22 protein-coding genes and 1 pseudogene are annotated in these 25,404 nt (G+C 62.9%); 17 read left to right on the forward strand and 6 right to left on the reverse strand.

The genetic code is table 11. The annotated features are described in order from the left end of the window. Positions 1-20 precede the first annotated feature (20 nt). Both AC066Y_RS05145 and AC066Y_RS05150 read left to right on the forward strand, forming a co-directional pair. Positions 21-755: an outer membrane protein gene (locus tag AC066Y_RS05145; RefSeq protein WP_478272925.1), complete on the forward strand. Its 735-nt coding sequence runs from the start codon at positions 21-23 to the stop codon at positions 753-755. Between the two features lie 188 nt (positions 756-943). Further along, positions 944-1,081 (forward strand): hypothetical protein, encoded by a 138-nt coding sequence (locus AC066Y_RS05150; protein ID WP_478272926.1) that lies wholly within the window; start codon positions 944-946, stop codon positions 1,079-1,081. Positions 1,082-1,751: 670 nt separating this feature from the next. Here AC066Y_RS05150 and AC066Y_RS05155 read toward each other — a convergent pair. Both AC066Y_RS05155 and AC066Y_RS05160 read right to left on the reverse strand, forming a co-directional pair. Continuing rightward, positions 1,752-2,234, reverse strand: coding sequence for a hypothetical protein (locus tag AC066Y_RS05155; protein WP_478272927.1), 483 nt, complete (start codon positions 2,232-2,234; stop codon positions 1,752-1,754). 19 nt (positions 2,235-2,253) lie between these two features. Beyond that, positions 2,254-3,390 carry a helix-turn-helix domain-containing protein gene (locus AC066Y_RS05160; protein ID WP_478272928.1) on the reverse strand — a complete coding sequence of 379 codons (1,137 nt, stop codon included), beginning with the start codon at positions 3,388-3,390 and terminating at the stop codon, positions 2,254-2,256. Positions 3,391-3,474: 84 nt separating this feature from the next. Here AC066Y_RS05160 and AC066Y_RS05165 point away from each other — a divergent pair, with 84 nt between their 5' ends. The 3 genes from AC066Y_RS05165 (at position 3,475) to dnaE (ending at position 9,056) form a co-directional block, all read left to right on the forward strand. Next, complete coding sequence (locus tag AC066Y_RS05165; RefSeq protein ID WP_478272929.1) at positions 3,475-4,497, forward strand: IS1 family transposase; 1,023 nt, start codon at positions 3,475-3,477, stop codon at positions 4,495-4,497. A gap of 94 nt (positions 4,498-4,591) precedes the next feature. Then, positions 4,592-4,849, forward strand: coding sequence for a hypothetical protein (locus AC066Y_RS05170; RefSeq protein ID WP_176531041.1), 258 nt, complete (start codon positions 4,592-4,594; stop codon positions 4,847-4,849). A 682-nt stretch (positions 4,850-5,531) separates the two neighbouring features. Then, positions 5,532-9,056, forward strand: a complete 3,525-nt coding sequence (gene dnaE / locus AC066Y_RS05175) for a DNA polymerase III subunit alpha (RefSeq protein ID WP_478272930.1) — start codon at positions 5,532-5,534, stop codon at positions 9,054-9,056. Positions 9,057-9,103: 47 nt separating this feature from the next. On the opposite strand, the pseudogene AC066Y_RS05180 reads toward dnaE, so the two are convergent. The 4 genes and pseudogenes from AC066Y_RS05180 to AC066Y_RS05195 all read right to left on the reverse strand — a co-directional run. Beyond that, positions 9,104-9,304 (reverse strand): annotated as a pseudogene (locus AC066Y_RS05180) (SDR family NAD(P)-dependent oxidoreductase); the annotation flags it as partial. 195 nt (positions 9,305-9,499) lie between these two features. Continuing rightward, on the reverse strand, positions 9,500-10,363 hold the full coding sequence (locus tag AC066Y_RS05185; protein WP_478272931.1) for a class I SAM-dependent methyltransferase: 864 nt from the start codon (positions 10,361-10,363) through the stop codon (positions 9,500-9,502). A gap of 215 nt (positions 10,364-10,578) precedes the next feature. Further along, positions 10,579-11,379 (reverse strand): SDR family NAD(P)-dependent oxidoreductase, encoded by an 801-nt coding sequence (locus AC066Y_RS05190; RefSeq protein WP_478272932.1) that lies wholly within the window; start codon positions 11,377-11,379, stop codon positions 10,579-10,581. A 61-nt stretch (positions 11,380-11,440) separates the two neighbouring features. Beyond that, the gene (locus AC066Y_RS05195) at positions 11,441-12,334 is read right to left on the reverse strand and encodes an NAD(P)/FAD-dependent oxidoreductase (RefSeq protein WP_478272933.1); all 894 of its coding nucleotides are present in this window, start codon (positions 12,332-12,334) and stop codon (positions 11,441-11,443) included. A 113-nt stretch (positions 12,335-12,447) separates the two neighbouring features. On the opposite strand from AC066Y_RS05195, the gene AC066Y_RS05200 reads away from it, so the two are divergent. The 12 genes from AC066Y_RS05200 (at position 12,448) to fabZ (ending at position 25,398) form a co-directional block, all read left to right on the forward strand. Beyond that, positions 12,448-13,131, forward strand: coding sequence for a TetR/AcrR family transcriptional regulator (locus AC066Y_RS05200; protein ID WP_478272934.1), 684 nt, complete (start codon positions 12,448-12,450; stop codon positions 13,129-13,131). 472 nt (positions 13,132-13,603) lie between these two features. Beyond that, positions 13,604-14,596: a 30S ribosomal protein S2 gene (locus AC066Y_RS05205; RefSeq protein WP_478272935.1), complete on the forward strand. Its 993-nt coding sequence runs from the start codon at positions 13,604-13,606 to the stop codon at positions 14,594-14,596. Between the two features lie 127 nt (positions 14,597-14,723). Then, on the forward strand, positions 14,724-15,647 hold the full coding sequence (gene tsf, locus AC066Y_RS05210; RefSeq protein WP_456722913.1) for a translation elongation factor Ts: 924 nt from the start codon (positions 14,724-14,726) through the stop codon (positions 15,645-15,647). A 69-nt stretch (positions 15,648-15,716) separates the two neighbouring features. Beyond that, complete coding sequence (gene pyrH / locus AC066Y_RS05215; protein WP_478272936.1) at positions 15,717-16,433, forward strand: UMP kinase; 717 nt, start codon at positions 15,717-15,719, stop codon at positions 16,431-16,433. Between the two features lie 52 nt (positions 16,434-16,485). Then, entirely contained in the window at positions 16,486-17,049 is a 564-nt protein-coding gene (frr, locus tag AC066Y_RS05220) for a ribosome recycling factor (protein ID WP_028334007.1), read from the forward strand. Positions 17,050-17,070: 21 nt separating this feature from the next. Beyond that, entirely contained in the window at positions 17,071-17,829 is a 759-nt protein-coding gene (locus AC066Y_RS05225; RefSeq protein WP_478272937.1) for an isoprenyl transferase, read from the forward strand. An 80-nt stretch (positions 17,830-17,909) separates the two neighbouring features. After that, a complete protein-coding gene (locus AC066Y_RS05230) occupies positions 17,910-18,698 on the forward strand; it encodes a phosphatidate cytidylyltransferase (protein WP_478272990.1) in 789 nt (262 codons plus the stop codon). A 4-nt stretch (positions 18,699-18,702) separates the two neighbouring features. After that, positions 18,703-19,929: a 1-deoxy-D-xylulose-5-phosphate reductoisomerase gene (gene dxr, locus AC066Y_RS05235; RefSeq protein ID WP_478272938.1), complete on the forward strand. Its 1,227-nt coding sequence runs from the start codon at positions 18,703-18,705 to the stop codon at positions 19,927-19,929. Positions 19,930-19,973: 44 nt separating this feature from the next. Continuing rightward, on the forward strand, positions 19,974-21,125 hold the full coding sequence (rseP, locus tag AC066Y_RS05240; RefSeq protein WP_478272939.1) for an RIP metalloprotease RseP: 1,152 nt from the start codon (positions 19,974-19,976) through the stop codon (positions 21,123-21,125). A 177-nt stretch (positions 21,126-21,302) separates the two neighbouring features. Continuing rightward, on the forward strand, positions 21,303-23,846 hold the full coding sequence (gene bamA / locus AC066Y_RS05245; RefSeq protein WP_478272940.1) for an outer membrane protein assembly factor BamA: 2,544 nt from the start codon (positions 21,303-21,305) through the stop codon (positions 23,844-23,846). A 32-nt stretch (positions 23,847-23,878) separates the two neighbouring features. After that, positions 23,879-24,940 carry a UDP-3-O-(3-hydroxymyristoyl)glucosamine N-acyltransferase gene (gene lpxD / locus AC066Y_RS05250; protein ID WP_478272941.1) on the forward strand — a complete coding sequence of 354 codons (1,062 nt, stop codon included), beginning with the start codon at positions 23,879-23,881 and terminating at the stop codon, positions 24,938-24,940. Beyond that, a complete protein-coding gene (gene fabZ, locus AC066Y_RS05255; protein ID WP_016841580.1) occupies positions 24,940-25,398 on the forward strand; it encodes a 3-hydroxyacyl-ACP dehydratase FabZ in 459 nt (152 codons plus the stop codon). The genes lpxD and fabZ overlap by 1 nt, the downstream gene beginning before the upstream one ends. Positions 25,399-25,404: the final 6 nt, after the last annotated feature.

The raw sequence follows: 25,404 nt of genomic DNA on the forward strand, positions 1-25,404 counted from the left end.
GAAAAAGTTGGAACGGGAAAATGAAAAAGATTTTGCTTGTCACCGCCAGCCTGCTCGCGCTCAGCGCGACCGCTGCCTCTGCGGCTGACCTCGCGGCTCGCCCTTACACGAAGGCTCCGCCGCCCATGGTTGCCGCTGTGTATGATTGGACCGGCTTCTACATCGGTATCAACGGTGGTTGGGGCCAGAGCCACGACAACCGTTCGGTCGACGGCTTCGGCCAGGCCGGCAGCTACGATGCCAACGGCGGCACCGTCGGTGGTCAGGTCGGCTACCGCTGGCAGACCGGCGGCTGGGTGTTCGGTCTGGAAGCTCAGGGCAACTGGGCTGACTTCTCCGGCAGCACCGGCAACCTGCTCGTCCCGGGCGGCACCGTTCGCTCGAAGACCGATGCGTTCGGCCTGTTCACCGGTCAGATCGGCTACGCCTGGAACAACGTCCTGCTGTACGCCAAGGGCGGTGCTGCGGTCACCGATCGCAACTATCAGTTCCTGGCACCCGGCGGCGCGCTGGCGTCCTCGACCGGCTACGACACCCGTTGGAGCCCGACGGTTGGTGTTGGCCTCGAATTCGCCTTCTCGCAGGGCTGGTCGCTCGGCGTCGAATACAACCACATCTTCGAAGACACGCACGGTGCGACCTTCGTGACCCCGGCTGGCGTCGGCGTGACCGGTTTCCACACCGGTGGCGACACCGACATGGTCCTCGGCCGTCTGAACTACAAGTTCGGTGGCCCGATCATCGCGCGTTACTGATCGCTCGCTTAATCCAAGCGGCATCGAAAACCCCGGGCTTCGGCCCGGGGTTTTTTGTTGGCCTGGCGGATTAACCATCGGCCGTGAAGGCGGCACGGGCTCTGCCGGGCTCGCTTGGGTAGTGGGTCAGTTTGATTGTCGTTCGGCGGGGATGGAAAATAACCGGCTCTGGGAGCATATTTGCTCCCATGGGACAGTGGCTAAAAGCTGCTTTGATCATTTTCAGCGTGTGCGCCGGATGGATGGCCATTGGTTACTTGACCTTCGATGCTGATGACGATGATGTCGTCCAAATCGCCGTGGCGCACAAAAAGTCGCACAAATGACCCCTAGGGGCCCTGGAGACCCCAAGCGGATCATTGATATCGCCACAGGCGAAACGCCCGACCGTGATCCTACGCCAGAGGAAGGGGTAAAGACCCCGCTGCGGTTGAGCGGGTCTCTCCTTCCTCGATTAACCAAGCCCTTTCTTTCGCGGTCAGCTTTCAAGCTGACCCGCTACCCTCCGCTTGGGTAGTGGGTCAGTTTGATTGTGGCAGGGTCGACCACTGGTATGCGGGGGATTCCGGGCGCATATTGCGAACATGCGAAAACTGCTCCCGCTGGTTGTACTAATCGCCCTCGGAGGCTGCTCCCAATGGGACGAGGCCAAAGAGCGGGCTGCGTGCGAACAGGCCCATCCCGGCGACCAAGCTAAGGCCGATGAATGCTTCGCGGCTCATAAGCGGGTCTGGGACGAAAGCATGGCCAGATGGTTTAGTAGGTTAGGAAAATGACCGCTGAGAAGCACCCCAAACGCCCTAGAGACCCCAACCAGCTCGCTAAGCGGATCATTGATATCGCGACCGGGAACGTTGAGGCAGCCCCGGAAAGCGGCCTGACAAAGCGCGCGAAGGCGGGCGGCCGAAAGGGCGGCCCTGCGCGCTCTGCCGCCCTTACTCCGGAACAACGCGCCGAGATTGCAAGGGCGGCGGCAGAGGCTCGCTGGAAGAAAAGCTAGCCGGTTTCTTCGGAGCCCTCGTCGTCGGCGGCCTTCCTGAGTTCGACGTCAAACGTCAGATCGAGGGGGAGTTCAATCTGTTCTTCGTCGGGGTTGATGCTGTGCCAGTGATCCAGATCGAGCGTCAACGAATAAGCGTCGGTCACTATCTGCTCTCGACGATGATTTGTTGATTTCATCATCTGGGAGCGTGTCGCCTCATCCGTGTCCACATAGACAAAGAGATTGAGCTGTCCGCTGGGTACGGGAATGGCCTGATACGCGCGATATGGCTTCCCGGTTTGCTTGTCGTACTTGCGCTCTGCTTGGGCATCATCGGCGAATAGTTTTGCCAGCATTTCCACGTCGGACGGAGGGGTTGGCATCTTCCATCCGTGGCCCTTGGCGAAAGCGGCCACTTTATGCATGTCGATTTCTTGCTCGCCCGTCACTTCTTTATAGTGGCGGAGGAAACGCTGACGTTCCTGTCTCTTACTCATAGTGTCCTGTTCCGTCCTGTTAGATGCCAACTGGAGCAACATCGCCCCAGCCGTCTTTGATTGCGTTCGGCGAGATGATGGAGCGGACTTTTACGAGATGATCGCGGAAGCGATCATATCTGCCCGTCTTGCGTTGGAGTTGCCCGGCCACAATGCCGGGATGGATTTTCAATATACGTGCGAAGGCAATTAGGTCTCGCTCTGCAAAGAACGGGGCTTTCCGGACTACAAAATCGTGCATGGATTTCGCTGGAACGCAGAACTCCTGCGCGGCGGCGTTCGCAACTCGCTCCTCCTCAGCAACGCCTTCACCTGTGCCAGCGCGCTCACCTTCCAGTTCGGCATCAATCATTGTTCCGTGTACCTGGAGGACATGCTCAATCTCATGTCGAAGGACGAACCAAAAATTGTCGATGCGATCATAGCGGAGCGACATGGCGATGACTGGAGACCGTTCATTCAGCCAAAAGCAAACGCCATCGATCTTTGCCGAAGCGAGCGACTCGACAATAACGAACCGCACTCCGCACTCCATCATGATGCGTGGAACGCGCGCTATTTCTTCGGCTGCGATCATTAATTTTCGTAACTTGCCGAGTGCTGCGACAAGCGCCTGCGGAGAGTAGGGGGCGACCAGCATGTCACTAGCAATCTGCTTGACCCGATATAGCCAAGCCAGTTGTGCGGGCGTCGCAGGAGTGTTGACTTCGGTTTTCTTCGCGGCGTGAGGCAGTATTTCGATGTCGTCGATCCGGTTCACTCCAAAGAACCGGACCAGCCCGGCCTCGACGTTTTTGGTATCTCTGACGTTCTCGGCCGCAATCCAACCGCGCTTAATCATTTCAGCAACAGGAAGGTCGCCAAGCAGCATGGCGCGGACCGCCCGAGCCGGGTCCGGGTTCGCAACGATCCGTGCCTGCGCGAGGTCGAAATTCTTTTGGAGTGCCAGAAATTCCTCGGCTGGAACCCGAAAAACCTCTTCGAGAATCAGGGCTAAGTCAGCGTCAATCGGCTGCTTGTTGCTGGCGATCTTATTGACGGTCGTTTCGCCAATATCGAGCACCACCGAAAGGGTTCGCTGTGTCCAACCTCGGTGGATCAACAGCGACTGGAGGAACTGGCCGGGTGAGCGGAAATTCTTGGGATCAGGACTCATTTAGCCACCATATGCCAACCTGCGAAAAATCGCAAACTGACCTTTTATGCTTGACTAAAGTTCCTGCCGGAGTAATATCCGGTTATGAACAAGCTGGACCGAAAGGCGCGCGCCCAAATCCTGCACCTCCTGTGCGAAGGGCAGTCGATCCGCGCCATTACCCGCCTGACCGGGGCCAGCAAGAACACGGTTGCCAAGCTTCTGGTTGATGCGGGCCATGCCTGCGCCGCCTATCAGGATAAGACGCTTCGGAACCTGACCTGCAAGCGCGTCCAGATGGATGAAATCTGGAGCTTCGTTTACGCCAAGGCGGCGAACGTGAAGGGCGCCAAGGCCGCTCCAGCGAGCGCTGGAGACGTTTGGACGTGGACCGCCATCGATGCCGACACGAAGCTGATTGTGAGCTGGCTGCTCGGCGCTCGCGATCTGGACGCCGCTATGACGTTCACCCACGATCTCGAAAGCAGGCTGGCCAACCGCGTCCAGATCACGAGCGATGGGCACGCGCCTTACCTGCAAGCCGTTGACGCTGCGTTTAGCGGCGAGGTGGACTACGCCATGCTCATCAAGCTGTACGGCGCTGCCCCGGAGGCGGAAGTCCGCTACAGCCCCGCCAAGTGCATTGGCGCTCGCAAAGAGCCTAAGAGCGGCAACCCGGAATGGAAGCACATCAGCACGTCCTACGCTGAGCGCAGCAACCTCACCATGCGCATGCACATGCGCCGGTTCACGCGATTGACGAACGCCTTCTCAAAGAAGGTCGAGAACCACGCCGCAGCGATTGCGCTGCATACGATGTACTACAATTTCGTGCGCATCCATCAGACCCTCAAGGTGACGCCGGCAATGGCCGCTGGCGTAACCAACAAGCTTTGGGAGATGGGCGACCTTGTTGCAATGCTGGAACAGTGGGAGCTGGCGAACTTCAAGCCGGAGTATCAATTCGTCGTGCGTCGATACGCCATCGGGAAAGGGTATTCTGTGAGCGTCGTATGGCGTGGCGGCGATATCGATACCGTTTTCGGCTTCGAAAGTGAGGCTGATGCAATGACTTGGATCAAAGAGAAATCACAAGAATGGCTCATAAATCACAAGAAGAGCGGTTGATTGGGTCAGGTTTACTGTCTATTTATAGAAACTTAACGCCGGTTGACGTGTTATGAGCGCTCTGAAATGAATGACGCTCATCGGGAGCTACAAAATGAGCACGCTGCGTATAGTTACTTTCAAGGATGGCGACTTCTGGGTTGCTCAATGCCTTGAGCATGACGTGTGCGCGCAGGCGAATGACTTGGATACGCTTCGCTCACGGATTGAAGTTGCGCTTGAGGCAGAATCCCCGCTGGAGCGCCTCCCGGCTGCGCCTGCCCATTTTTTCGAACTTTGGGACCGGAAGTCTGATTTCAACAAATCGGGCAAGAGCGACGGTTTCGAATACGAAATGGCTCTCTGCGCATAATTTGAAATGGCATACCCGTTTGGCGGTCACCCAACCCTTGCAGCCTATATGGCTTGGCTAAGGGACACCCATCAGGGGACGGCGCAGAGCGGGTATAGCACTGACAGCAAGGGCAAAGTCCACACGCTCACGAAATTGTCGGTGGGCGCGAAGTCCGTCGTAGTAGTCGGGCTGAGCCAAAGTGAATTCTTGACGGCATCGACGGTCGGATATTTGGACCGCCGCTTAGGCGTCAAGTCACCTTGGTTCGCCGTTTAAGCACTCCCCGTTTCCTCAATTAACCAAGGACTTTTTTTCGGGGTCAGTTTCCAAACTGACCCACTACCTCCGCTTGACTCCGAGAACAAAAAAGGAACAATGTTCTGCATACGTTCCAGTTCAGGGAGAGCGGCCATGTTGAAGATTTTCGTGCAGGAAGCTGCAGCGCTGGCATCGATCACGCTGTTCGTCGGGATGATCGCGGTTTGGGCCCAGCTGATCACCCAGTTCTGAAATGTGCCCGCAGGGACAGGGGCATAGGTTGCTTCTGGGGAAAAGCAGGACGACCTGGCGCCACGCCGCGTTCGGCGTGGACTTGGCAGGGCCGAGGCCCCACGATGGGGATGCGAGTCGGGTCTGATGCTTTCGAGCTCCGACTTGGGCCCTCGCGCCATCCCTGCCTTCAAGAGACCCCCGAGCTGCCATGCCGAATGCCGGATTCGTTCATCTTCACGTTCATTCCGCCTATTCGCTGCTGAAGGGCTCGATCAAGATCGCCAAGCTCGGCGAACTCGCCAAGGCCGACCGCCAGCCGGCGCTGGCGCTCACCGACACCGACAACATGTTCGGGGCGCTGGAATTCTCCGACAAGATGGCCGGCTATGGCATCCAGCCGATCGTCGGCTGCGAGCTGGCGGTGGATTTCGGCGATGTCGACCCCAATACGCGGAGCATCCTGGCGACGACGGGGCCGACGCGAATCGTGCTGCTGGCGGCCCGCGAGCGCGGCTACCGCAGCCTGATGCGGCTGAACTCGCGGGCGTTCCTGGAGACACCGGTCAACCAGACCCCGCACATCAAGCTCGACTGGCTCACCGACGACGCCGAGGATCTGATCGCGCTGACCGGGGGGCCCGACGGGCCGATCGCGCTGGCGCTGCGTGCCGAGCAGGCCGCACTGGCCGCGACCCGCTGCGAACGCCTGGCGAGCCTGTTCGGCGATCGTCTCTACATCGAATTGCAACGCCACGGCATCGACAAGGAGCGCCGCACCGAGGGCGGCCTGATCGATCTCGCCTACAGCAAGGGCCTGCCGCTGGTTGCGACCAACGAGCCGTATTTCGCCAGCAGTGACGACTACGAATCGCATGATGCGCTGCTGTGCATCGCCGGCGGCCACTTGATCGCCGAGACCAACCGCGAGCAATTGACCCCGGATCACCGCTTCAAGACCCGCGCGGAAATGGCGGTGCTGTTTGCCGATATTCCTGAGGCGCTGGCCTCGACGGTGGAGATCGCCGAGCGCTGCTCGTTCCGGCCGAAGACCCGCAAGCCGATCCTGCCGTTCTTCACGGTCGGCGGCTCCGCCAGTGCCGATGCGGCCGCCGACGAGGCTGCCGAACTGAAGCGCCAGGCCGAGGAGGGGCTCGCCAACCGCCTGCGGGTGCACGGTCTCTCGCCGGGCATGACCGAGGAGGACTACAGCAAGCGGCTTGCCTTCGAGCTCGACGTCATCACCCGCATGAAATACGCGGGCTACTTCCTGATCGTCTCGGACTTCATCAAATGGGCGAAGGCGCAGGGCATTCCGGTCGGACCGGGCCGCGGCTCCGGTGCCGGCTCACTGGTCGCCTGGGTGCTCACCATCACCGACCTCGATCCGATGCGCTTCGCGTTGCTGTTCGAGCGCTTCCTCAATCCCGAACGCGTCTCGATGCCGGACTTCGACATCGACTTCTGCCAGGACCGCCGCGGCGAGGTGATCCAGTACGTGCAGGAGCGCTACGGCCGCGACCAGGTGGCGCAGATCATCACCTTCGGTACGCTGCAGGCGCGCGGCGTGCTGCGCGACGTCGGGCGCGTGTTGCAGATGCCGTACGGGCAGGTCGACAAGCTGACCAAGCTGGTGCCGCAGAATCCCGCGGCTCCCGTGACGCTGGCGCAGGCGATCGAAGGCGAGCCCAAGCTGCAGGCGTTCCGCGACGAGGATCCAGTGGTGGCGCGTGCGTTCGACATCGCGCAGCGCCTCGAGGGCCTGACCCGCCACGCCTCGACCCACGCCGCCGGTATCGTGATCGGCGACCGGCCGCTGAGCGAACTGGTGCCGATGTACCGCGATCCGAAATCGGACATGCCGGTCACCCAGTTCAACATGAAATGGGTCGAGCCGGCGGGCCTCGTGAAGTTCGACTTCCTCGGCCTCAAGACGCTGACGGTGCTCGACGTCGCGGTCAAGCTGCTCAAGCAGCGCGACGTTCATGTCGACCTCGCAACGCTGCCGATCGACGATGCGCCGAGTTATCAGATGCTGGCCCGGGGCGACGTCGTCGGCGTGTTCCAGGTGGAAAGCCAGGGCATGCGGCGCGCGCTGATCGACATGCGGCCGGACCGCTTCGAGGACATCATCGCGCTGGTGGCGCTGTATCGCCCGGGCCCGATGGCGAACATCCCGACCTATTGCGCGCGCAAGCATGGCGATGAGGAACCGGAATATCTGCATCCGATCCTGGAGCCGATCCTGAAGGAGACCTTCGGCGTCATCATCTATCAGGAACAGGTGATGCAGATCGCGCAGCAGATGGCGGGCTATTCGCTCGGCCAGGCCGACCTGCTGCGCCGCGCGATGGGCAAGAAGATCCGCGCCGAGATGGACAAGCAGCGCGACATCTTCGTCGCCGGCGCGATGAAGAACGGCGTGTCGAAGGGACAGGCGGAGACGATCTTCGAGCTGCTCGCCAAATTCGCCGACTACGGCTTCAACAAGAGCCACGCGGCAGCCTATGCGCTGGTGTCGTACCACACCGCCTATATGAAGGCGCATTACCCGGTCGAGTTCCTGGCGGCGTCGATGACGCTCGAACTCAACAACACCGACAAGCTTTCCGAATTCCGCTCCGAGGCGCAGCGGCTCGGCATCAAGGTCGAGGCGCCCAACATCAATCGCTCCGGCCCGACCTTCGAGGTCAGCGGCAACACGATCTACTACGCGCTCGCCGCGCTGAAGGGCGTCGGCATCCAGGCGGTGGAGCAGATCATCGAGGAGCGCAACAAGAAGGGCGCCTTCACCTCGCTCGCCGATTTTGCAGCAAGGGTGAGCCCGCGCGCCGTCAACAAGCGGATCATAGAAAGCCTTGCGGCCGCCGGCGCGTTCGACACGCTGGACCCGAACCGGGCCCGCGTCTTCGCCGGCGCCGATGCGATCCTCGCCGCCTGCCAGCGCAGCCACGAGGCGGCGACCTCGGGCCAGAACGACATGTTCGGCAGCGCCCCTGATGCGCCCAGCATCATGCTGCCGCAGGTCGAGCCATGGCTGCCCGCCGACCGGCTGCGGCGCGAATATGACGCGATCGGATTCTTCCTCTCGGGTCATCCGCTCGACGACTACGCGACCGCGCTGAAGCGGCTGCGCGTGCAATCCTGGGCGGAATTCTCCCGTGCGGTGAAGACCGGCGCCACGGCGGGCAAGGTCGCGGCAACCGTGGTGTCGCGCATGGAGCGGCGTACCAAGACAGGCAACAAGATGGGCATCATGGGCCTGTCGGATCCGACCGGCCATTTCGAGGCGGTGTTGTTCTCCGAGGGCCTCGCGCAATACCGCGATGTGCTGGAGCCCGGCGCGGCCGTGCTGTTGCAGCTCGGCGCCGAGCTGCAGGGCGAGGATGTGCGGGCGAGGGTGCTGCATGCCGAGCCGCTGGATCACGCCGCGGCCAAGACGCAAAAGGGCCTGCGGATCTTCGTGCGCGACACCAAGCCGCTGGATTCGATCGCCCGCCGGCTCAACATGCCGGACGCCGCGCCCGCCCCGGGCGCTTCCGCAAAGGCACCAGCGGTGAAGCCGACCGCCGCGCCGCCACCCGCGGCTGGCGCCGACGGCGACGTCTCGCTGGTGATGATGCTGGACCTCGAAACCGAGGTCGAGATGAAGCTGCCCGGCCGCTACAAGGTCTCGCCGCAGATCGCCGGCGCGATCAAGGCGGTCGCGGGCGTGGTCGACGTGCAGACGCTGTAGGGGCAGGGCGATCGCATTGGGCTTCCAAAGGGGCGCTGTTTCACTGCCATGATTTTTCTCATCGCTGCTCTTTGCATCGATCGAGGCGTCAGGCGGTTCGAGAAGGCGGCCATCTTGTTCGCCAGGCCCGCGACCACCATCGCCCTTCCTTTTAAGAGCGCAGCGATACCGCTCGCGGCGACCGGACGCGGCTTCATCGTGAGAAGACGCAGCAAGGGTGAGGCAGCTGCGCCGGCCGCTGCGAGAAAGTCGCCGTGCAAGCCGTATCCGGCATGGTGAATTGGCAAAGCAGGACAGCCCAAAGGCTTTTGTCACCGATGTCCGGCGCTCGTGTCGGCCTGCTTGTCCGTCCAACGCCGGAATAGGGCGCTGGCATTCCCGCGTGAGCGCTTCGCCGGCGAATACGCCCTCATCTGGTCCCGCTGACCGGCCAAAGATGCCCCTCAGCTCGCCGGATTGCGCGCCGTGACGATCCACGTCGCGCTGTCGATCATCACCGACCGCTCGCCGGGGCGGCCGGCGAAGGCGGCACGAACCGCCGCCGCGGCGCGGGCGCGGATGTCGTCGGGCTGATCAGCGAGTGCGCGCGACAGCGGGCCGACCTCGAACGTCATCTTCACCGCGTCGTCGATCGCCGCGTCCCGCGTCGCGCCCTCGCCAAACGGGACGGAAGCATCGAAGGGCACGATAGCAATATCGGTGAAGCCGGCCGCCGTCAGGATCCGAGCCACCCGGCCCGGGTCGCCGAACGAGAATGGACCGGGCGCTTCGGGATCGGGTAGCGCCGTCGGCGGGACGATGCCTTTGATCGCACCCATCGGCAGGCGCACCCAATCGTTCTCGGCCGTGCCGCGCCAGCAGACGAAAGCGACCCGTCCGCTCGGCTTGAGCGCTCGGCGCAGATGAGCAAACGCCCCTGTCGGATTGGCGAAGAACATCACCCCGAAACGCGAGAACAGGATGTCGAATGCCCCCTCGGGCAGCTCGGCGCTGCTGGCGTCTGCCACGCGGAACAGGGCCGGCGTATCCTGCGGGGCGAGCGCGCGCGCTCGGGCGATCAGCGGTTCGGATATGTCCACGCCCAGCACTTGGCCCCCCGCGCCGACGCGGGCGGCCAGAGCCAGACTCGACGCGCCCGCGCCGCAGCCGATGTCCAGCACGCGCTCGCCCGCCGCGGGCGCGGCGGCTTCGATCGCGGCCTGGCCGAACACCGCCAGCCTGGCATCGAGCCGGGCCTGGTGGGCGATCCAGCGCTCCCCGCTTTGGCCATTCCAGTCGGCGACCCGATCGGCATTGTGCTGTGCCATGACATACCCTTGCTCTGATTCGTTCTTAACTAAGCTGTCCGATGCCAAAGCGCGCGTCGTCTCCAGCGATCGGCGAGGGCGAACAGGATGAAGCGATCCATTCTCCGCTGATCCTTGAGAGGAACGACCAGATCCGGATGGAAGCCTCCGTCTGCATCGTCGGCCTTCAGAGCCCCCGCTTGTTCGATGAGCCCCACACGCCAGCGCTCCAGGAGTTAAGTGTCCACTATTCTCTTCAAGGTGGCCCTTTGCATTGATCGCGGCGTCAGACGATTTGAAAAGGCTGCCATCTTGTTCGCCAGGCCCGCGATCACCATCGCCTTTCCTTCCATTAGCGCCCGAACACCGCTCACGGCGACCGGACGAGGCTTCGTGGTGAGGAGGCGCAGCAACGCCGATGTGGTTGCGCCGGCTGCCGCATCAAAGCCCGTCGCGGTGTGCCCCGGGCAGAGCGTGGTAACAACCACACCATGCGGGCGGAGTTCGTCGTGCAGGGCCTCGCCAAGGGCGAGTACATATGCCTTGGTCGCCGCATAAGCCGCGTAACTGGGAACGGCTTGGAAGGCCATGAGGCTGGCGACGAGAAGTACATGTCCAGATCGCCGCGCAGCCATGTCACGCCCGAACAGGTAGGTCAGCTCTGTGAGCGTCGTGATGTTGAGCTGGATCATGTTCGCGGTGCGCTCGATTGGCGTTTCCAATAAGTCGCCGTGCAGGCCGTATCCGGCATTGTTCAGCAAGATGTCGACGGTCACCGACCTCGCGTCGAGAGTGCATTTCAAGCGGCTGGCCGCGCCCGGCGAGGCAAGATCGATCGCCTCGACCAGCACATTCACCCCGTATTTGCGGCGGAGATCGGAAGCAAGCTTTTCCATCGACTCCTGCCGTCGGGCCGCCAATACGAGATTGACTTTCTGAGCAGCCAGTAGATCTGCGAATTCAAGGCCAAGGCCGCTCGAGGCCCCGGTGATCAGAGCCCATTTTCCGGCGAAGCTGTTCATTGGTTCTTTCGACATCGTTCTCTTCCTCAACTCCGATTTGATGGCCAGCGGCAACCGGAGAAGGGAATCTGTGCTCTCAAACCACCATCGACTGCTGGGCGAAGATACCCGCCATCGCGCCCTGCGATGATGACTGGGTGACCGAGGGCAAGAAGGGCGTGGCGAGGTCGCCGGCGGCGTAGATGCCGGGCATGCTGGTTTGGCGGCGCTCGTCGACCTTGAGGACGATGCCGACGGGCGTATCCACGGTAGCGAGGCCTAGTGATTCATGCAGGCTTGCGGACGGCTTGGTGCGCGGATTGGCGAACAGGATGTCGACCGCGACATTGCGGCCGGTATCGAGATTGACGGTGGCGATATGGCCCTTGTGATGGGCGATCTCGACGATCCGGCCATCGACGACAGGTGTGTTGCGGCGCGCCAGATCGGCCTGGATATCGGGCGGAATGTCGTGACCATCGGCGAAGAGCGTCAACTTGTCGGTCCAATCGTGGAACAGCCTGACCTGATTGTGCGACTGCCGGCCGGACCAGACGAGGCCCCAATGCTCGCCGGCGACTTCAAAGCCATCGCAATACGGGCAAGGCACGATGGACATGCCCCAGCTTTCCGCAAAGCCCGGAACATCAGGCATCTGGTCGGCGACGCCATAGCTCAGGATCAGACGGCGCGCCCGAAAGCTTTTGCCATCGGAAGTGAGGACGTTGAAATCGTCGATCGCGCCGGAGACACTTTCGGCCCGGGCACTGACCAGCTTGATCGTGGGATAACGCGCCAGCTGCTGCCGCGCCTCGGCCAGGATGTCCAGCGGCGGCTTGTGATCGTGGCCAAGCAGGCCATGCGAGTGGCGGGCGAAGAGATTGCGCGGCAGGCCGGTATCGAGAACGGTGACCTTGCGGCGGGCACGGCCGAGCTGCAGGGCGCCGGCGAGACCGGCAAAGCTGCCGCCGATGATGATGACGTCATCCATGTTGGGGCTCCGTTTGGAGGACAGGTTGAAACCTACCCGTTGGCTTGCATATTTCAGAAACTCCATGGTATCTTAATTCAAGAAATAGGATACTGTCAAGTACTGGAATTGTGGTGACCGAAAACAGCCAGGGCCGGCGCGGCCGGCCCGCCAACGAGGCGCTTGGCCAAACGATCGTCGACGCCGCGCGCGAACTCTTTGTGGAATTGGGTTTTCAAGCGACGACATTGGACAAGGTCGCCCAGCGGGCGAAGATATCCAAGCTCAGCATCTATCGGCACTTCGAGAACAAGGAGGCGCTGTTCAGCGCGGCCATGGCGGCCGGCTGCCAGCAGTTGTTTGCACCACAGGCCCTTCTTGAAGGAGTCGATGGTTCGGTCGAAGATCAGCTCATGGCGGTGGGATCATCCCTACTTCGCACACTGTTGAGATCAGACGTCCGCAGTCTCGAAGCCATGGTCATGGCCGACAAGACGAGTCAAAACTCGTTAAGCAAGCTCCATTTCGAAGGCGGCCCCGCCCATGTCATCGCCCAAATCGAGGCCCTGTTGCGTCAGTTGCACGCGAAGGCGGTTCTGAACGTGCCCGATCCTCTCCGGTCCGCCCGCTTGTTTGCTGCGCTTTTCAAAGGATCCGATCTCCTGATGATCGCACGCTTCGATGAGGCGAGAGCAGAGGACGACAACGAAATCGAATCCTATTGCCGGTCGGCCGTCGCCATGTTCATCGCCGCGCACGGTGGCAACGACCACGTGGGCGGATATTTGCCGGCCCCAAGGTCAAAAGACAAAATTTGAATCGTGCGTGACCGCGTCGGCCAGCAGGTCAAGGCAGGCCAGCCGATCATGAAAACTGACGAGTCGGCCGCACGGTCCGACTAACGTTCTGCTTCGGGTGCGAAAAGCGCTGCCCGCGAGCGGTTGCATGATTTCGGAATATTGGAAATGTAGCCGTGATTTGCCCGACGGGTCAAGCGGCTTGTCCAACGCCGGGCGCCGGCCTGCTCCTTTGCATGGGGTTGTTTTTCGATATTTTGGCCGCGCGCACCCGCGATGGGCCTTCGGCCGCCAAACAGGGCCGTTTCGGCACGATTTGGGCCCGTCCGGCAGGCGTAACCGGCCGTATTTCCTTGCTTCTGGCGCAAATCGCGCTATATACCGCGCCATCTCACACGGAAACATGGCTCTCAAAGGCCGTCCGGTGGCAACCGGGCCATTCAGGCTCGTTTGCTCACACGTTTCCGGAGGAACCAACCGGAGAATTAGATCTATGTCGCTGCCCGAATTCAACATGCGTCAGCTCTTGGAAGCTGGCGTTCACTTTGGCCACCAGTCCCACCGCTGGAACCCGAAGATGCAGGATTACATCTTCGGCGCCCGCAACAACATCCACATCATCGACCTCGCGCAGACCGTACCGATGCTGCACCGTGCCCTGCAGGCGGTCAGCGATACCGTCGCCAAGGGCGGCCGCATCCTGTTCGTCGGCACCAAGCGCTCGGCCCAGGACGGCGTTGCCGATGCGGCCAAGCGTTCGGCCCAGTATTTCGTCAACTCGCGCTGGCTCGGCGGCACGCTGACCAACTGGAAGACGATCTCGGCCTCGATCAAGCGGCTGCGCCATCTCGACGACGTGCTGTCGTCGGGCGAAGCCAGCTCCTACACCAAGAAGGAGCGGCTGACGCTGCAGCGCGAGCGCGACAAGCTCGACCGTTCGCTCGGCGGCATCAAGGACATGGGCGGTCTTCCCGACATGATCTTCGTGATCGACACCAACAAGGAAGACATCGCGATCCAGGAAGCCCAGCGGCTCAACATCCCGGTCGCTGCGATCGTCGACACCAATTCGGACCCCAAGGGCATCACCTATGTGGTGCCGGGCAATGACGACGCCGGCCGCGCGATCTCGCTGTACTGCGATCTCGTGGCGCGCGCCGCCATCGACGGCATCTCGCGCGCGCAGGGCGATTCCGGAATCGATATCGGTGCGTCGGCTGCGCCCGTGCAGGAAGAGCTTCCGGCGGCTGCGCCGTCCGGCTTCCAGGGCCTCGCCGGTCCGCGCGGCACCGCCGACAACCTCAAGAAGCTCACCGGCGTGTCCGGTGCCATCGAGAAGAAGCTCAACGACCTCGGCATCTTCCACTACTGGCAGCTCGCCGAGCTCGACCACGACACCGCGCACAAGATCGGCGAAGAAGTCGGTCTGCCGAGCCGTGCCGACGCCTGGGTTGCCCAGGCCAAGACGCTCGCCGAAGCGGAATAAAAGTTACGCGGCGTGGCCGGGTCTCGCCCCGGCCGCCGCTCTATTCCACGAACAACGATTTCCCTGTCGCTGACAGCGGCGCCATCGGGCGCCGCGGTTTCTGTACAGGCAAGAAGGACATTGAACGATGGCAACGATCACAGCAGCGATGGTCAAGGATCTCCGCGAATCGACCGGCGCGGGCATGATGGATTGCAAAGCGGCGCTGACCGAGAACAACGGCGACATGCAGGCCGCGCAGGATTGGCTGCGCAAGAAGGGCCTGTCCAAGGCCGCCAAGAAGGCCGGCCGCGTGGCCGCCGAGGGCCTGATCGGCGCGCTGACCTCCGGCACCAAGGGCGTGCTGGTCGAGGTCAATTCCGAGACCGACTTCGTTGCGCGCAACGAGCAGTTCCAGGGCCTGGTCAAGATGATCGCCCAGGTCGCGCTGCATAACGGTGCCGATGTCGAGACGATCAAGGCGGCCAAGGTCGGCGACGTCACCGTCGAGACCGCGATCTCCGACGCCATCGCAACCATCGGCGAGAACATGACGCTGCGCCGCGCCGCTTCGCTCGAAGTGAGCAAGGGCGTGGTGTCGAGCTACGTCCACAACGCCGTCGTCGAAGGCGCCGGCAAGATCGGCGTGATCGTGGCGCTGGAGTCCACCGGCAAGACCGACGAACTCGCAGTGCTCGGCCGCCAGCTCGCCATGCACGTCGCGGCGGCGAAGCCGCTGGCGCTCGATCCGGCCGGGCTCGATCCGGAGACCGTCAAGCGCGAGAAGGACGTGCTGGCCGACAAGTACCGCCAGCAGGGCAAGCCTGAGAACGTCATCGAGAAGATCGTCGATTCCGGCCTGAAGACCTACTACAAGGAAGTCTGCCTGCTCGATCAGGCCTTTATCCACGACAGCGGCAAGTCCGTTGCCCAGGCGGTGAAGGAAGCTGAGGGTAAGGTCGGCGGGCCGATCAAAATCGCTGGCTTTGTGAACTATGCTCTCGGTGAGGGAATCGAGAAGCAGGAAAGCGACTTTGCCGCCGAAGTCGCGGCCGCCAGCGGCAAGAAGTAACCGCTGACACCTGGCGTCCGGCGTCCGCGCCGGAGGCCTGCCTGCGCGGGATGAGAAAGCGATCGCATCATGGCTGAGCCGATCTATCGTCGCGTGGTGATCAAGCTGTCCGGCGAATATCTGGCCGGCTCCCACGGGTTCGGTATCGATCAACCGACAGTCGACCGCGTCGCCGACGACCTGATCGCGGCCCGCAAGCTCGGCGTCGAGGTCGCGGTCGTGATCGGCGGCGGCAACATCGTCCGCGGCGTCGAGGTGTCCTCGCGCGGCGTGTCCCGGCCGACCGGCGACACCATGGGCATGCTTGCCACCATGATGAACTGCCTCGCGCTCGAGGCGGCGATCGAGCGCAAGGGGACCCCGGCGCGGACCTTGTCGGCATTCGTGATGCCGGAGATTTCCGAGCTGTTCACCCGTAGTGCGACGCACAAATATCTCGCCGAGGGACGCATCGTCCTGCTCGGCGGCGGAACCGGCAACCCGTTCTTCACCACCGATACCACCGCCGTGCTGCGCGCGGCCGAGATCGGTGCAGAGGTGGTGCTGAAAGCCACCAATGTCGACGGCGTCTACAGCGCCGATCCGAAGAAGGACCCCAAAGCCAAGCGCTTCGACCGCCTGACCCATTCGCAGGCGATCGAGGGCGGCTACAAGGTCATGGACGCGACCGCTTTCGCACTTGCCCGCGAGACGTCGCTGCCTATCATCGTGTTCTCGATCGCGGAGCCCGGTTCGATCGGTGCGATTCTGCGCGGTACCGGACACGGCACGGTCGTCGCCGGCTGATCGCCGCGCCTCCGGGCGTCGACAGCCGGTTTCTAGTAAAGGGAGAAGCGTCATGGCCGCAGCTGGTTTTGACATCAACGACGTGAAGCGCCGCATGCAGGGCGCCACACAATCGCTCAAGCACGAGCTCGGCGGTCTGCGTACCGGCCGCGCCGCGGCCTCCATGCTGGAGCCGGTCCAGGTCGAGGCTTACGGCTCGCATATGCCGCTCAACCAGGTTGCGACCATCAGCGTGCCCGAGCCGCGCCTGCTCTCGGTGCAGGTCTGGGACAAGACGATGGTGAAGGCCGTGGAGAAGGCGATCGTCGACTCCAACCTCGGCCTTTCGCCGGCAACCGAAGGCCAGGTGCTGCGCCTGCGGATTCCCGAGCTTAACGAGGAGCGCCGCAAGGAACTGGTCAAGGTCGCGCACAAATACGCGGAAGCGGCCAAGGTCGCCGTACGCCACGTGCGCCGCGACGGCCTCGACGTGATCAAGAAGCTCGAGAAGAATCACGAGATCTCCGAGGACGATCAGGAGCGCCTGTCGAACGAAGTGCAGAAGGCGACCGACGGCGTGATCGCCGAAGTCGATCAGCTGCTCGCCGCCAAGGAAAAGGAAATCCTTACGGTCTGAAGGCGCTACGGGAAAGAGCAGATGTCGAACGCCGCCGCCCCAGCAACTGACGGACCGGATCGCTCCGGCAGTCCGTTGCATGTGGCTGTTATCATGGACGGCAACGGGCGCTGGGCCGCTTCGCGCGGCCTGCCGCGCGTCGAGGGCCATCGCCGCGGCGTCGAGGCGCTGCGCCGCGTGGTGCGTGCGGCCCATGAACTCGGCATCGTCTATCTCACGATCTTTTCGTTCAGCTCGGAAAACTGGTCGCGGCCGGCCAGCGAGATCGGCGATCTGTTCGGCCTGCTGCGCCGCTTCATCCGCAACGATCTGGCGACGCTGCATCGCGACGGCGTGCGGGTGCGCGTGATCGGCGAGCGCGCCGGGCTCGATCCCGACATCTGCGCGCTGCTCAACGAGGCCGAGGAGCTGACGCGGAATAACGTCAAGCTCAACCTTGTGGTCGCCTTCAATTACGGCTCGCGGGCGGAGATCGCGGCCGCCGCGCGGCGCCTTGCGCGCGAGGTCGCCGAAGGCAAGCGCGACGCCGACTCCATCGATGCCGATACGCTCGGCCAATATCTCGATGCGCCCGACATTCCGGACCCCGATCTGATCATCCGCACCAGCGGCGAACAGCGGCTGTCGAACTTCCTGATGTGGCAGGCCGCCTATAGCGAGCTCGTGTTCGTGCCGATTCACTGGCCGGATTTCGACAAGGCGGCGCTCGAAGGCGCGATTGCGGAGTACGGCAAGCGTGAGCGCCGGTTCGGCGGACTCGCCGCGAAAACCGGCTCGTGAGCGAGCGCGAAGCCGCACCGGCGGCAGCAAGCGAGCAGTCGCCGGCGGCAGCAAGCGAGCAGGGGTCGCGCAACTTCGCGATGCGCGTGGGTGCGGCGCTGGTGCTGGCGCCGGTTGCGATCGCGCTGGCCTATCTGGGTGGCATCGCCTGGTCGCTGCTGGTGACGCTGGTTGCGGTTGGGTTGTTCGCGGAATGGCTCATGGTCACCGGGCTCGGTCGCGAGCTCCGCGTCATGGCGTCCGGTGTTGTCGCGCTGCTGCTCGCCGGACTTTGCCTGATCGCCGGCCGCATCGATGCGGCGCTGGTGGTGCTCGCCGTCGGTGCGGTTGTCGTGGCGCTGACCTCGGGCGTGCGGCGCAACTGGGCCGTCGCGGGATTGCTCTATGCTGCGGCCGCCGAGATCGCATCGGTGCTGCTGCGTCTCGATACGGCGAAGGGCTTTGCCGCGCTGATGTTCGTGTTGCTGATCGTGTGGGTCACCGACATCGGCGGCTATTTCGCGGGCCGCAGCATCGGTGGACCGAAGCTTTGGGTGCGGGTCAGCCCCAAGAAGACATGGGCTGGCGCGGCCGGTGGTTTCGTCGCGAGCCTGGTGGTTGCGGCCTGCTTTGCCGCCTTCGAGATCGGCACGGCCGGGCCGCTGCTGATGCTCGGCGCCGTTTTATCGGTGGTCTCGCAACTTGGCGATCTGTTCGAATCCGCTGTGAAGCGGCGGTTCGGGGTGAAGGATTCGAGCCACATCATTCCCGGCCATGGCGGCCTTTTGGATCGCCTGGACGGATTTGTCGCGGCCGTCATTGTGGCGGCGATTTTTGGCTTTCTCCGTGGTGGCGCCGATGGCGTCGGACGCGGTCTTATGGTTTGGTGATGAGATGAGCGCAGTTCCGTTGCGTAACAACAAGGCCGCGGCGGCATCCGCAGCGCGGTCCGTGACCGTCCTCGGTGCCACCGGCTCGATCGGCGACAGCACGATGGACCTGCTGCGTGGCGCGCGCGACCGTTACCGGGTCGAGGCGCTGACCGCGAACAGCAATGTCGAGGGATTGGCCAGGCTCGCCAAGGAGTTCGGCGCGCGGTTCGCTGCGATTGCCGATCCGGCGCGGCTTTCCGAATTGAAGGACGCGCTGGCCGGAACCCGGATCGAATGCGGAGCCGGGGAGAGCGCCATCATCGAGGCGGCGGCGCGGCCGGCGGATTGGGTGATGGCCGCGGTCAGCGGCGCTGCCGGATTGAAGCCGGCACTTGCCGCGGTCGATCGCGGCGCAACCGTCGCGCTCGCCAACAAGGAGTGCTTGGTCTGCGCCGGCGACATCTTCATGGAGCGGGCCAAGAAGGCCGGCGCCTGCATCCTGCCGGCGGACTCCGAGCATAATGCGCTGTTCCAGGCGCTGGCTTCCGGCAATCGCGAGGAGCTGACGCGGGTGATCATCACGGCGTCCGGCGGGCCGTTCCGCACCTGGGCTCCCGCCGACATCGAGCAGGCGACGCTGGAACAGGCCCTGAAGCATCCCAACTGGAGCATGGGGCAGAAGATCACGATCGATTCCGCCTCGATGATGAACAAGGGCCTCGAGGTGATCGAGGCGTCCTACCTGTTCGCCCTGGCGCCCGACGAGATCGACGTGCTGGTGCACCCGCAGTCGATCATCCACGGCATGGTCGAGTTCTCCGATCGCTCCGTGATGGCCCAGCTCGGCACGCCGGACATGCGGATCCCGATCGCGCATTGCCTCGGCTGGCCGGACCGGATCGTCGGCCCGTCCGCCAAGCTCGATCTCGCCAAGATCGGACAGCTCACCTTCGAGGCGCCCGACTTCCAGCGTTTCCCGGGGCTGCGGCTCGCTTACGAGGCGCTGCGGCTCGGGCATGGCGCGACGACAGTCTACAACGCTTCGAACGAGATCGCGGTCGCCGCGTTTATCGCCGGCAAGATCAAGTTCGGTGCGATCGCCCGGCTGGTCGAGGCGACGATGAACGATTGGATCAGGTCGGGGAATCAGCCACCACTGAATTCAGCGGATGATGCGATTTCCGTTGACCATATCGCGCGAAATAGAGCTGCCGCCCTATTGCCTCAAATTGCCTTAAAGGCAACCTAGAGGGTTCGGGACGGAGCCTATGGCTCTTGTCGAGGGGAATTCAAATGCCCGAGTATTTTCTTCATAGTATCAATGCGTTGAGCCATGGGCTCCTCGGCTATATCGTTCCCTTTCTCTTCGTCCTGACCATCGTTGTTTTTTTTCACGAGCTCGGCCACTTCCTGGTTGCGCGCTGGGCCGGCGTGAAGGTGCTGACGTTCTCGCTGGGGTTCGGGCCGGAGCTTGCCGGCTTCAACGACCGGCATGGCACTCGTTGGAAGATCTCCGCGATTCCGCTCGGCGGTTACGTCAAGTTCTTCGGCGACGACAGCGAGGCGTCGACGCCGTCGACGGAGACGCTCGCCGCCATGACGGCAGAGGAGCGCGAAGGCAGCTTCCATCACAAGTCGGTCGGCAAGCGCACCGCCATCGTCGCGGCCGGTCCGGTGGCGAACTTCATCCTCGGCGCCCTGATTTTCGCGGGTATGGCGCTCTATTACGGCAAGCCCAGCACGATCGCCCGGGTCGATGGCCTGGTCGCGGAGAGCGTCGCTGCGAACGCGGGCTTCAAGGTCGGTGATGTCGTCGTCGATATCGACGGCAGCGCGATCCAGAGCTTCGCCGACATGCAGCGGATCGTAGCTTCGAATGCCGGTTCAGAACTTGGGTTCAAGGTGAAGCGGGACGGCGCGGTCGTTGCGCTGAAGGCGACGCCGGCGCTGAAGGAGGTCAAGGACCCCTTCGGCAATGCCCACCGAATCGGCGTGCTCGGAATCGAGCACAAGGCTCAGGTCGGCGAAGCATCCAGCACTCCGGTCGGCGTCTTTGAAGCCATGAAGATCGGTGTTGAGCAGGTTTGGTACATTATTTCGAGCACGTTCAAGTTCCTGGGGTCGCTGTTCGTCGGAACCGGCAATCCGGCCGAGGTGAGCGGGGTCATTGGAATCGCGAAGCTGTCGGGTCAGGCCGCGAGCGCCGGGTTCCAGTTCGTTGTCAATCTTTGCGCCATCCTCTCGGTCTCGATCGGGCTGTTGAATCTGTTCCCGATTCCGCTTTTGGATGGCGGACACCTCCTGTTCTACAGCGCGGAAGCGCTTCGTGGGCGCCCGCTTTCAGAGCGGACGCAGGAGGTGGGTTTCCGAATCGGGCTGGGTTTGGTTCTGATGCTGATGGTGTTTGCGACGTATAACGACATCCTCAGAATCGCTGGGTCCTGAAACGGGACTTTTCTGTGGCGTTGCCAATGGGCAACGTCTTGGTATGAAAATGGAAATGTTCAGCTGTAGTAAGTTTGCCCCCTAGGCAAAGTTGGCTACAAGCTGAGCGGCAGGTTGGGAATCTGTCGGGTCGTTGGGGAACGGTCCGGCATTGCGAAAGATAAGGGCGCGTTGCGCATGATGTTTGGAATGCGAGTGAGGGGGGGGCTGTTCGCCGCCTTGGTCATGTTCGCCGCGCCGGTGGCGGCTACCTTGGCGGCCGTTGCTGTCTCTGCGCCTGCGCTTGCGCAGACGGTCGATTCGATCACGGTGGAGGGGAACCGCCGCGTCGAGCTCGAAACCATCCGTTCCTATTTCCATCCCGGACCGGGCGGTCGGCTGGGCCAGGCCCAGATCGACGACGGCCTGAAAGCGCTGATCGAGACCGGCCTGTTCCAGGACGTCCATATCGATCAGCGGGGCGGGCGCCTCGTCGTGGTCGTGGTCGAGAACCCGGTGATTGGCCGCGTTGCCTTCGAAGGCAACAAGAAGGTCAAGGACGAGCAGCTCACCGCCGAAGTCCAGTCCAAGCCGCGCGGCACCTTCTCGCGCCCGATGGTGCAGTCGGATGCCCTGCGCATCGCCGAAATCTACCGCCGTTCGGGCCGCTACGACGTGCGGGTCAATCCGCAGATCATCGAGCAGCCGAACAACCGCGTTGACCTGATCTTCGAGGTCAATGAAGGCGTGAAGACCGGTGTCCGGTCGATCGAGTTCATCGGCAACAATGCCTATTCAGCGTCCCGCCTGCGCGACGTCATCAAGACCCGCGAATCAAACCTGTTGAGCTTCCTCGGCGGCAACGACGTCTACGACCCCGACCGGGTCGAGGCCGACCGTGACCTGCTGCGCCGCTTCTACCTCAAGAACGGCTATGCCGACGTTCAGGTCGTGGCCGCGCTGACCGAATACGATCCCGACAAGAAGGGATTCCTGGTCACCTTCAAGATCGAAGAGGGCCAGCAGTACCGCGTCGCGGCCGTCAACTATACGTCGTCGATCGCAACGCTCGATCCGAACGCACTGCGCTCGTTCTCGCGCGTCAATATCGGCTCGCTCTACAACGCCGAGGCGCTGGAGAAGTCGGTCGAGGAGATGCAGATCGAGGCGTCGCGCCGCGGCTACGCGTTCGCGGTGGTCCGTCCGCGCGGCGATCGCAATTTCGACAATCACACGGTGTCGATCACCTTCGCGATCGATGAAGGTCCGCGCACCTATATCGAGCGCATCAACATCCGCGGCAACAGCCGCACGCGCGACTACGTGATCCGCCGCGAGTTCGATATCTCGGAAGGCGACGCCTACAACCGTGCGCTGGTCGACCGTGCCGAGCGCCGGCTGAAGAACCTCGACTTCTTCAAGACCGTGAAGATCACCACCGAGCCTGGGTCCTCCAGCGATCGCGTCATCCTGATCGTCGATCTCGAAGAGAAGTCGACCGGCGACTTCTCGGTGTCGGGCGGCTATTCGACCACCGACGGCGCGCTGGCTGAAGTCAGCGTCTCCGAGCGCAACCTGCTCGGCCGCGGCCTGTTCGCCAAGGCGTCGGTGACCTACGGCCAGTATGCCCGCGGCTACTCGCTGTCGTTCGTCGAACCCTACCTGCTCGACTATCGCGTCGCGCTCGGCCTCGATTTCTACCAGCGCCAGCAGCTGTCCAACAGCTACATCGCCTACGGCACCAAGACGCTCGGCTTCAGCCCGCGCCTCGGCTTTAGCCTGCGGGAAGATCTGTCGCTGCAGCTGCGCTACTCGATCTATCAGCAGGAAATCACCCTGCCGTCGACGCTCAACAACTGTAACAACAATCCCTTCCTGGCTGACGGCGTAACGCCCAATCCTGCGTTCAATCCGAGCCCGGCCTATGCGAACCTGAACGGGATCAGCCTGGTGTCGACCAACGGTCTCGGCTGCTACAGCGATGGCGAAGCCTCGCTGCCGGTTCGCAAGGAGCTGGCGGGTGGCAAGACCCTGACCTCGGCGCTGGGCTACACGCTCAACTACAACACGCTCGACAACAACAAGAACCCAACCGACGGCCTGATCATCGACTTCAAGCAGGACTTCGCCGGCGTCGGCGGCGACGTCAGCTACATCAAGAGCGCGATCGACGCGAAGTACTACACCCCGCTGGTGTCGGACATCGTCGGCGTGATCCACGCCCAGGGCGGCATCCTGAACAAGCTCGGCACCCAGGATCTGCGCATGCTGGATCACTTCCAGATGGGCCCGAACCTGGTCCGCGGCTTCGCGCCGAACGGCATCGGTCCGCGTGACATCAACCCGTACGGCACCATGGACGCCGTCGGCGGCACCAAGTACTGGGGCGTGTCGGCGGAACTGCAGATGCCGTTCTGGTTCCTGCCGAAGGAAGTCGGGCTCAAGGGCGCGGTCTATGCCGACGCCGGCGGCCTGTACGACTACCAGGGACCGACCTCGTGGGCGGCGACGGGCGAAGTCAACACGCCTGGCTGCGTGAAGCCGACGAACAACCCGCCGTCTCCGGGTACCTGCCTTGGCCTGAGTTTTGACGACAGCAAGGTTGTCCGTACCTCGGTCGGTGTCGGCCTGATCTGGCAGTCGCCGTTTGGTCCGCTGCGCTTCGACTACGCTGTGCCGCTGACCAAGGGTGCGTATGACCGCGTGCAAGAATTCCGGTTTGGCGGCGGTACGTCTTTCTAACACCGCTGCTCGACCGGACTGCGACGGATGGAATGGGGCAGCCGATCTTCTTCAAGAGTCCTCCTTCGTCATCGCTGGCTGAAATTGCCGCGCTGACGAAGGCGCAACTGGTCGACCCCGAGAGGGGCGCGCTTCAGATCAGGGGGCTGGCCTCGCTCGACGAGGCCGGTCCGATGCATCTCGCGTTTTTCGACAATCTCAAATACGCCGACCAGCTGGCCGCGACCAAGGCCGGCGCCTGCCTGGTCAGCCCGCGTTTCGAGGCGCAGGTGCCGAAGGGCACGGCTGTGCTGCGCGCTGCGAAGCCGTTCCAGGTGTTCGTCGAGCTCGCCCGCGAATGGCACGCCGATGCGCTGCGGCCGCAATCCTGGTTCGGGACCGAGGGCATCGCCCCATCGGCGATCATCGATCCCACCGCGCGCCTCGAGGACGGCGTCATCGTCGATCCGCTGGTTGTGATCGGCCCGCGGGTCGAGATCGGCTCCGGCACCATCATCGGCGCCGGCGCGGTGATCGGCGCCGACGTCAAGATCGGCCGCGACTGCAATGTCGGCGCCAAGACCACCATTCAGTTCGCGTTGATCGGCAACAACGTGCTGATCCACCCGGCCTGCAATATCGGCCAGGACGGCTACGGCTTCATCTTCTTCGGGCCGGCAGGACACGTGAAGGTGCCGCAGACCGGCCGCGTGGTGATCCAGAACAATGTCGAGGTCGGCGCTGCCTCGACCATCGACCGTGGTTCCCTGCGCGACACCGTGATCGGCGAGGGCACCAAAATCGACAACCAGGTCCAGATCGGCCACAATGTAACCATCGGCCGGCACTGCCTGCTCGCGGCCCAGATCGGGCTCGCCGGCAGTTTGACGATCGGCGACAATGTCGCGCTCGGCGCCAAGGTGGGCATCAACAACCACCTCAAGATCGGCGACGGCGCCCAGGTGACGGCGATGAGCGCGGTCAAGGACGACATTCCGGCCAATGGTCGCTGGGGCGGGCATTTCGCCAAGCCGACCAAGCAGTGGTTCAGGGAAATTATCGCGGTGGAGCGCCTGGTGCGCGACAACGAAGCCAAGGGCAAGGAACAGGAGTGATGGAGGAGGCACCGGTCAAATTCGAGCTCGTGGATATCAACGATATCCTGAAGACGCTCCCGCATCGCTTTCCGATGTTGCTGATCGACCGCGTGATCAAGATCCGCACCGACTACAGCGGTATCGGCATCAAGAACGTCACCTTCAACGAGCCGCCGTTCCAGGGGCATTTCCCGGATCGCCCGGTGTACCCCGGCGTGATGATGATCGAGGCCATGGCCCAGACCGCCGGCGTGATCGGCATCAAGTCGGTCGAGGGCACCGAGAAGCCGCGCGCGGTGTATTTCCTCACCATCGACAAGTGCAAGTTCAGGAAGCCGGTGATGCCCGGCGACACCATCGAGTACCACATGCGCTCGCTCGGCCGCCGCAAGACGATGTGGTGGTTTCATGGTGACGCCAAGGTCAACGGTCAAGTCGTTGCCGAGGCGGATGTCGGCGCGATGTTGACGGACTGACGATCG

This window comes from Bradyrhizobium sp. USDA3010 (assembly GCF_056429065.1).

Bases quoted from the DNA above. Each gene is read 5' to 3' on its own strand.
- AC066Y_RS05150 (WP_478272926.1), top strand. From the start codon at position 944: ATGGGACAGTGGCTAAAAGCTGCTTTGATCATTTTCAGCGTGTGCGCC.
- frr (WP_028334007.1), top strand. From the start codon at position 16,486: ATGGCCGCAGCTGGTTTTGACATCAACGACGTGAAGCGCCGCATGCAG.
- pyrH (WP_478272936.1), top strand. From the start codon at position 15,717: ATGGCTGAGCCGATCTATCGTCGCGTGGTGATCAAGCTGTCCGGCGAA.
- AC066Y_RS05225 (WP_478272937.1), top strand. From the start codon at position 17,071: ATGTCGAACGCCGCCGCCCCAGCAACTGACGGACCGGATCGCTCCGGC.
- AC066Y_RS05160 (WP_478272928.1), bottom strand. From the start codon at position 3,390: ATGAGTCCTGATCCCAAGAATTTCCGCTCACCCGGCCAGTTCCTCCAG.
- AC066Y_RS05205 (WP_478272935.1), top strand. From the start codon at position 13,604: ATGTCGCTGCCCGAATTCAACATGCGTCAGCTCTTGGAAGCTGGCGTT.
- AC066Y_RS05195 (WP_478272933.1), bottom strand. From the start codon at position 12,334: ATGGATGACGTCATCATCATCGGCGGCAGCTTTGCCGGTCTCGCCGGC.
- lpxD (WP_478272941.1), top strand. From the start codon at position 23,879: ATGGGGCAGCCGATCTTCTTCAAGAGTCCTCCTTCGTCATCGCTGGCT.
- AC066Y_RS05155 (WP_478272927.1), bottom strand. From the start codon at position 2,234: ATGAGTAAGAGACAGGAACGTCAGCGTTTCCTCCGCCACTATAAAGAA.
- tsf (WP_456722913.1), top strand. From the start codon at position 14,724: ATGGCAACGATCACAGCAGCGATGGTCAAGGATCTCCGCGAATCGACC.
- fabZ (WP_016841580.1), top strand. From the start codon at position 24,940: ATGGAGGAGGCACCGGTCAAATTCGAGCTCGTGGATATCAACGATATC.
- bamA (WP_478272940.1), top strand. From the start codon at position 21,303: ATGATGTTTGGAATGCGAGTGAGGGGGGGGCTGTTCGCCGCCTTGGTC.
- AC066Y_RS05185 (WP_478272931.1), bottom strand. From the start codon at position 10,363: ATGGCACAGCACAATGCCGATCGGGTCGCCGACTGGAATGGCCAAAGC.
- dxr (WP_478272938.1), top strand. From the start codon at position 18,703: ATGAGCGCAGTTCCGTTGCGTAACAACAAGGCCGCGGCGGCATCCGCA.
- AC066Y_RS05190 (WP_478272932.1), bottom strand. From the start codon at position 11,379: ATGTCGAAAGAACCAATGAACAGCTTCGCCGGAAAATGGGCTCTGATC.
- AC066Y_RS05170 (WP_176531041.1), top strand. From the start codon at position 4,592: ATGAGCACGCTGCGTATAGTTACTTTCAAGGATGGCGACTTCTGGGTT.
- AC066Y_RS05230 (WP_478272990.1), top strand. From the start codon at position 17,910: ATGCGCGTGGGTGCGGCGCTGGTGCTGGCGCCGGTTGCGATCGCGCTG.
- dnaE (WP_478272930.1), top strand. From the start codon at position 5,532: ATGCCGAATGCCGGATTCGTTCATCTTCACGTTCATTCCGCCTATTCG.
- AC066Y_RS05145 (WP_478272925.1), top strand. From the start codon at position 21: ATGAAAAAGATTTTGCTTGTCACCGCCAGCCTGCTCGCGCTCAGCGCG.
- rseP (WP_478272939.1), top strand. From the start codon at position 19,974: ATGCCCGAGTATTTTCTTCATAGTATCAATGCGTTGAGCCATGGGCTC.
- AC066Y_RS05165 (WP_478272929.1), top strand. From the start codon at position 3,475: ATGAACAAGCTGGACCGAAAGGCGCGCGCCCAAATCCTGCACCTCCTG.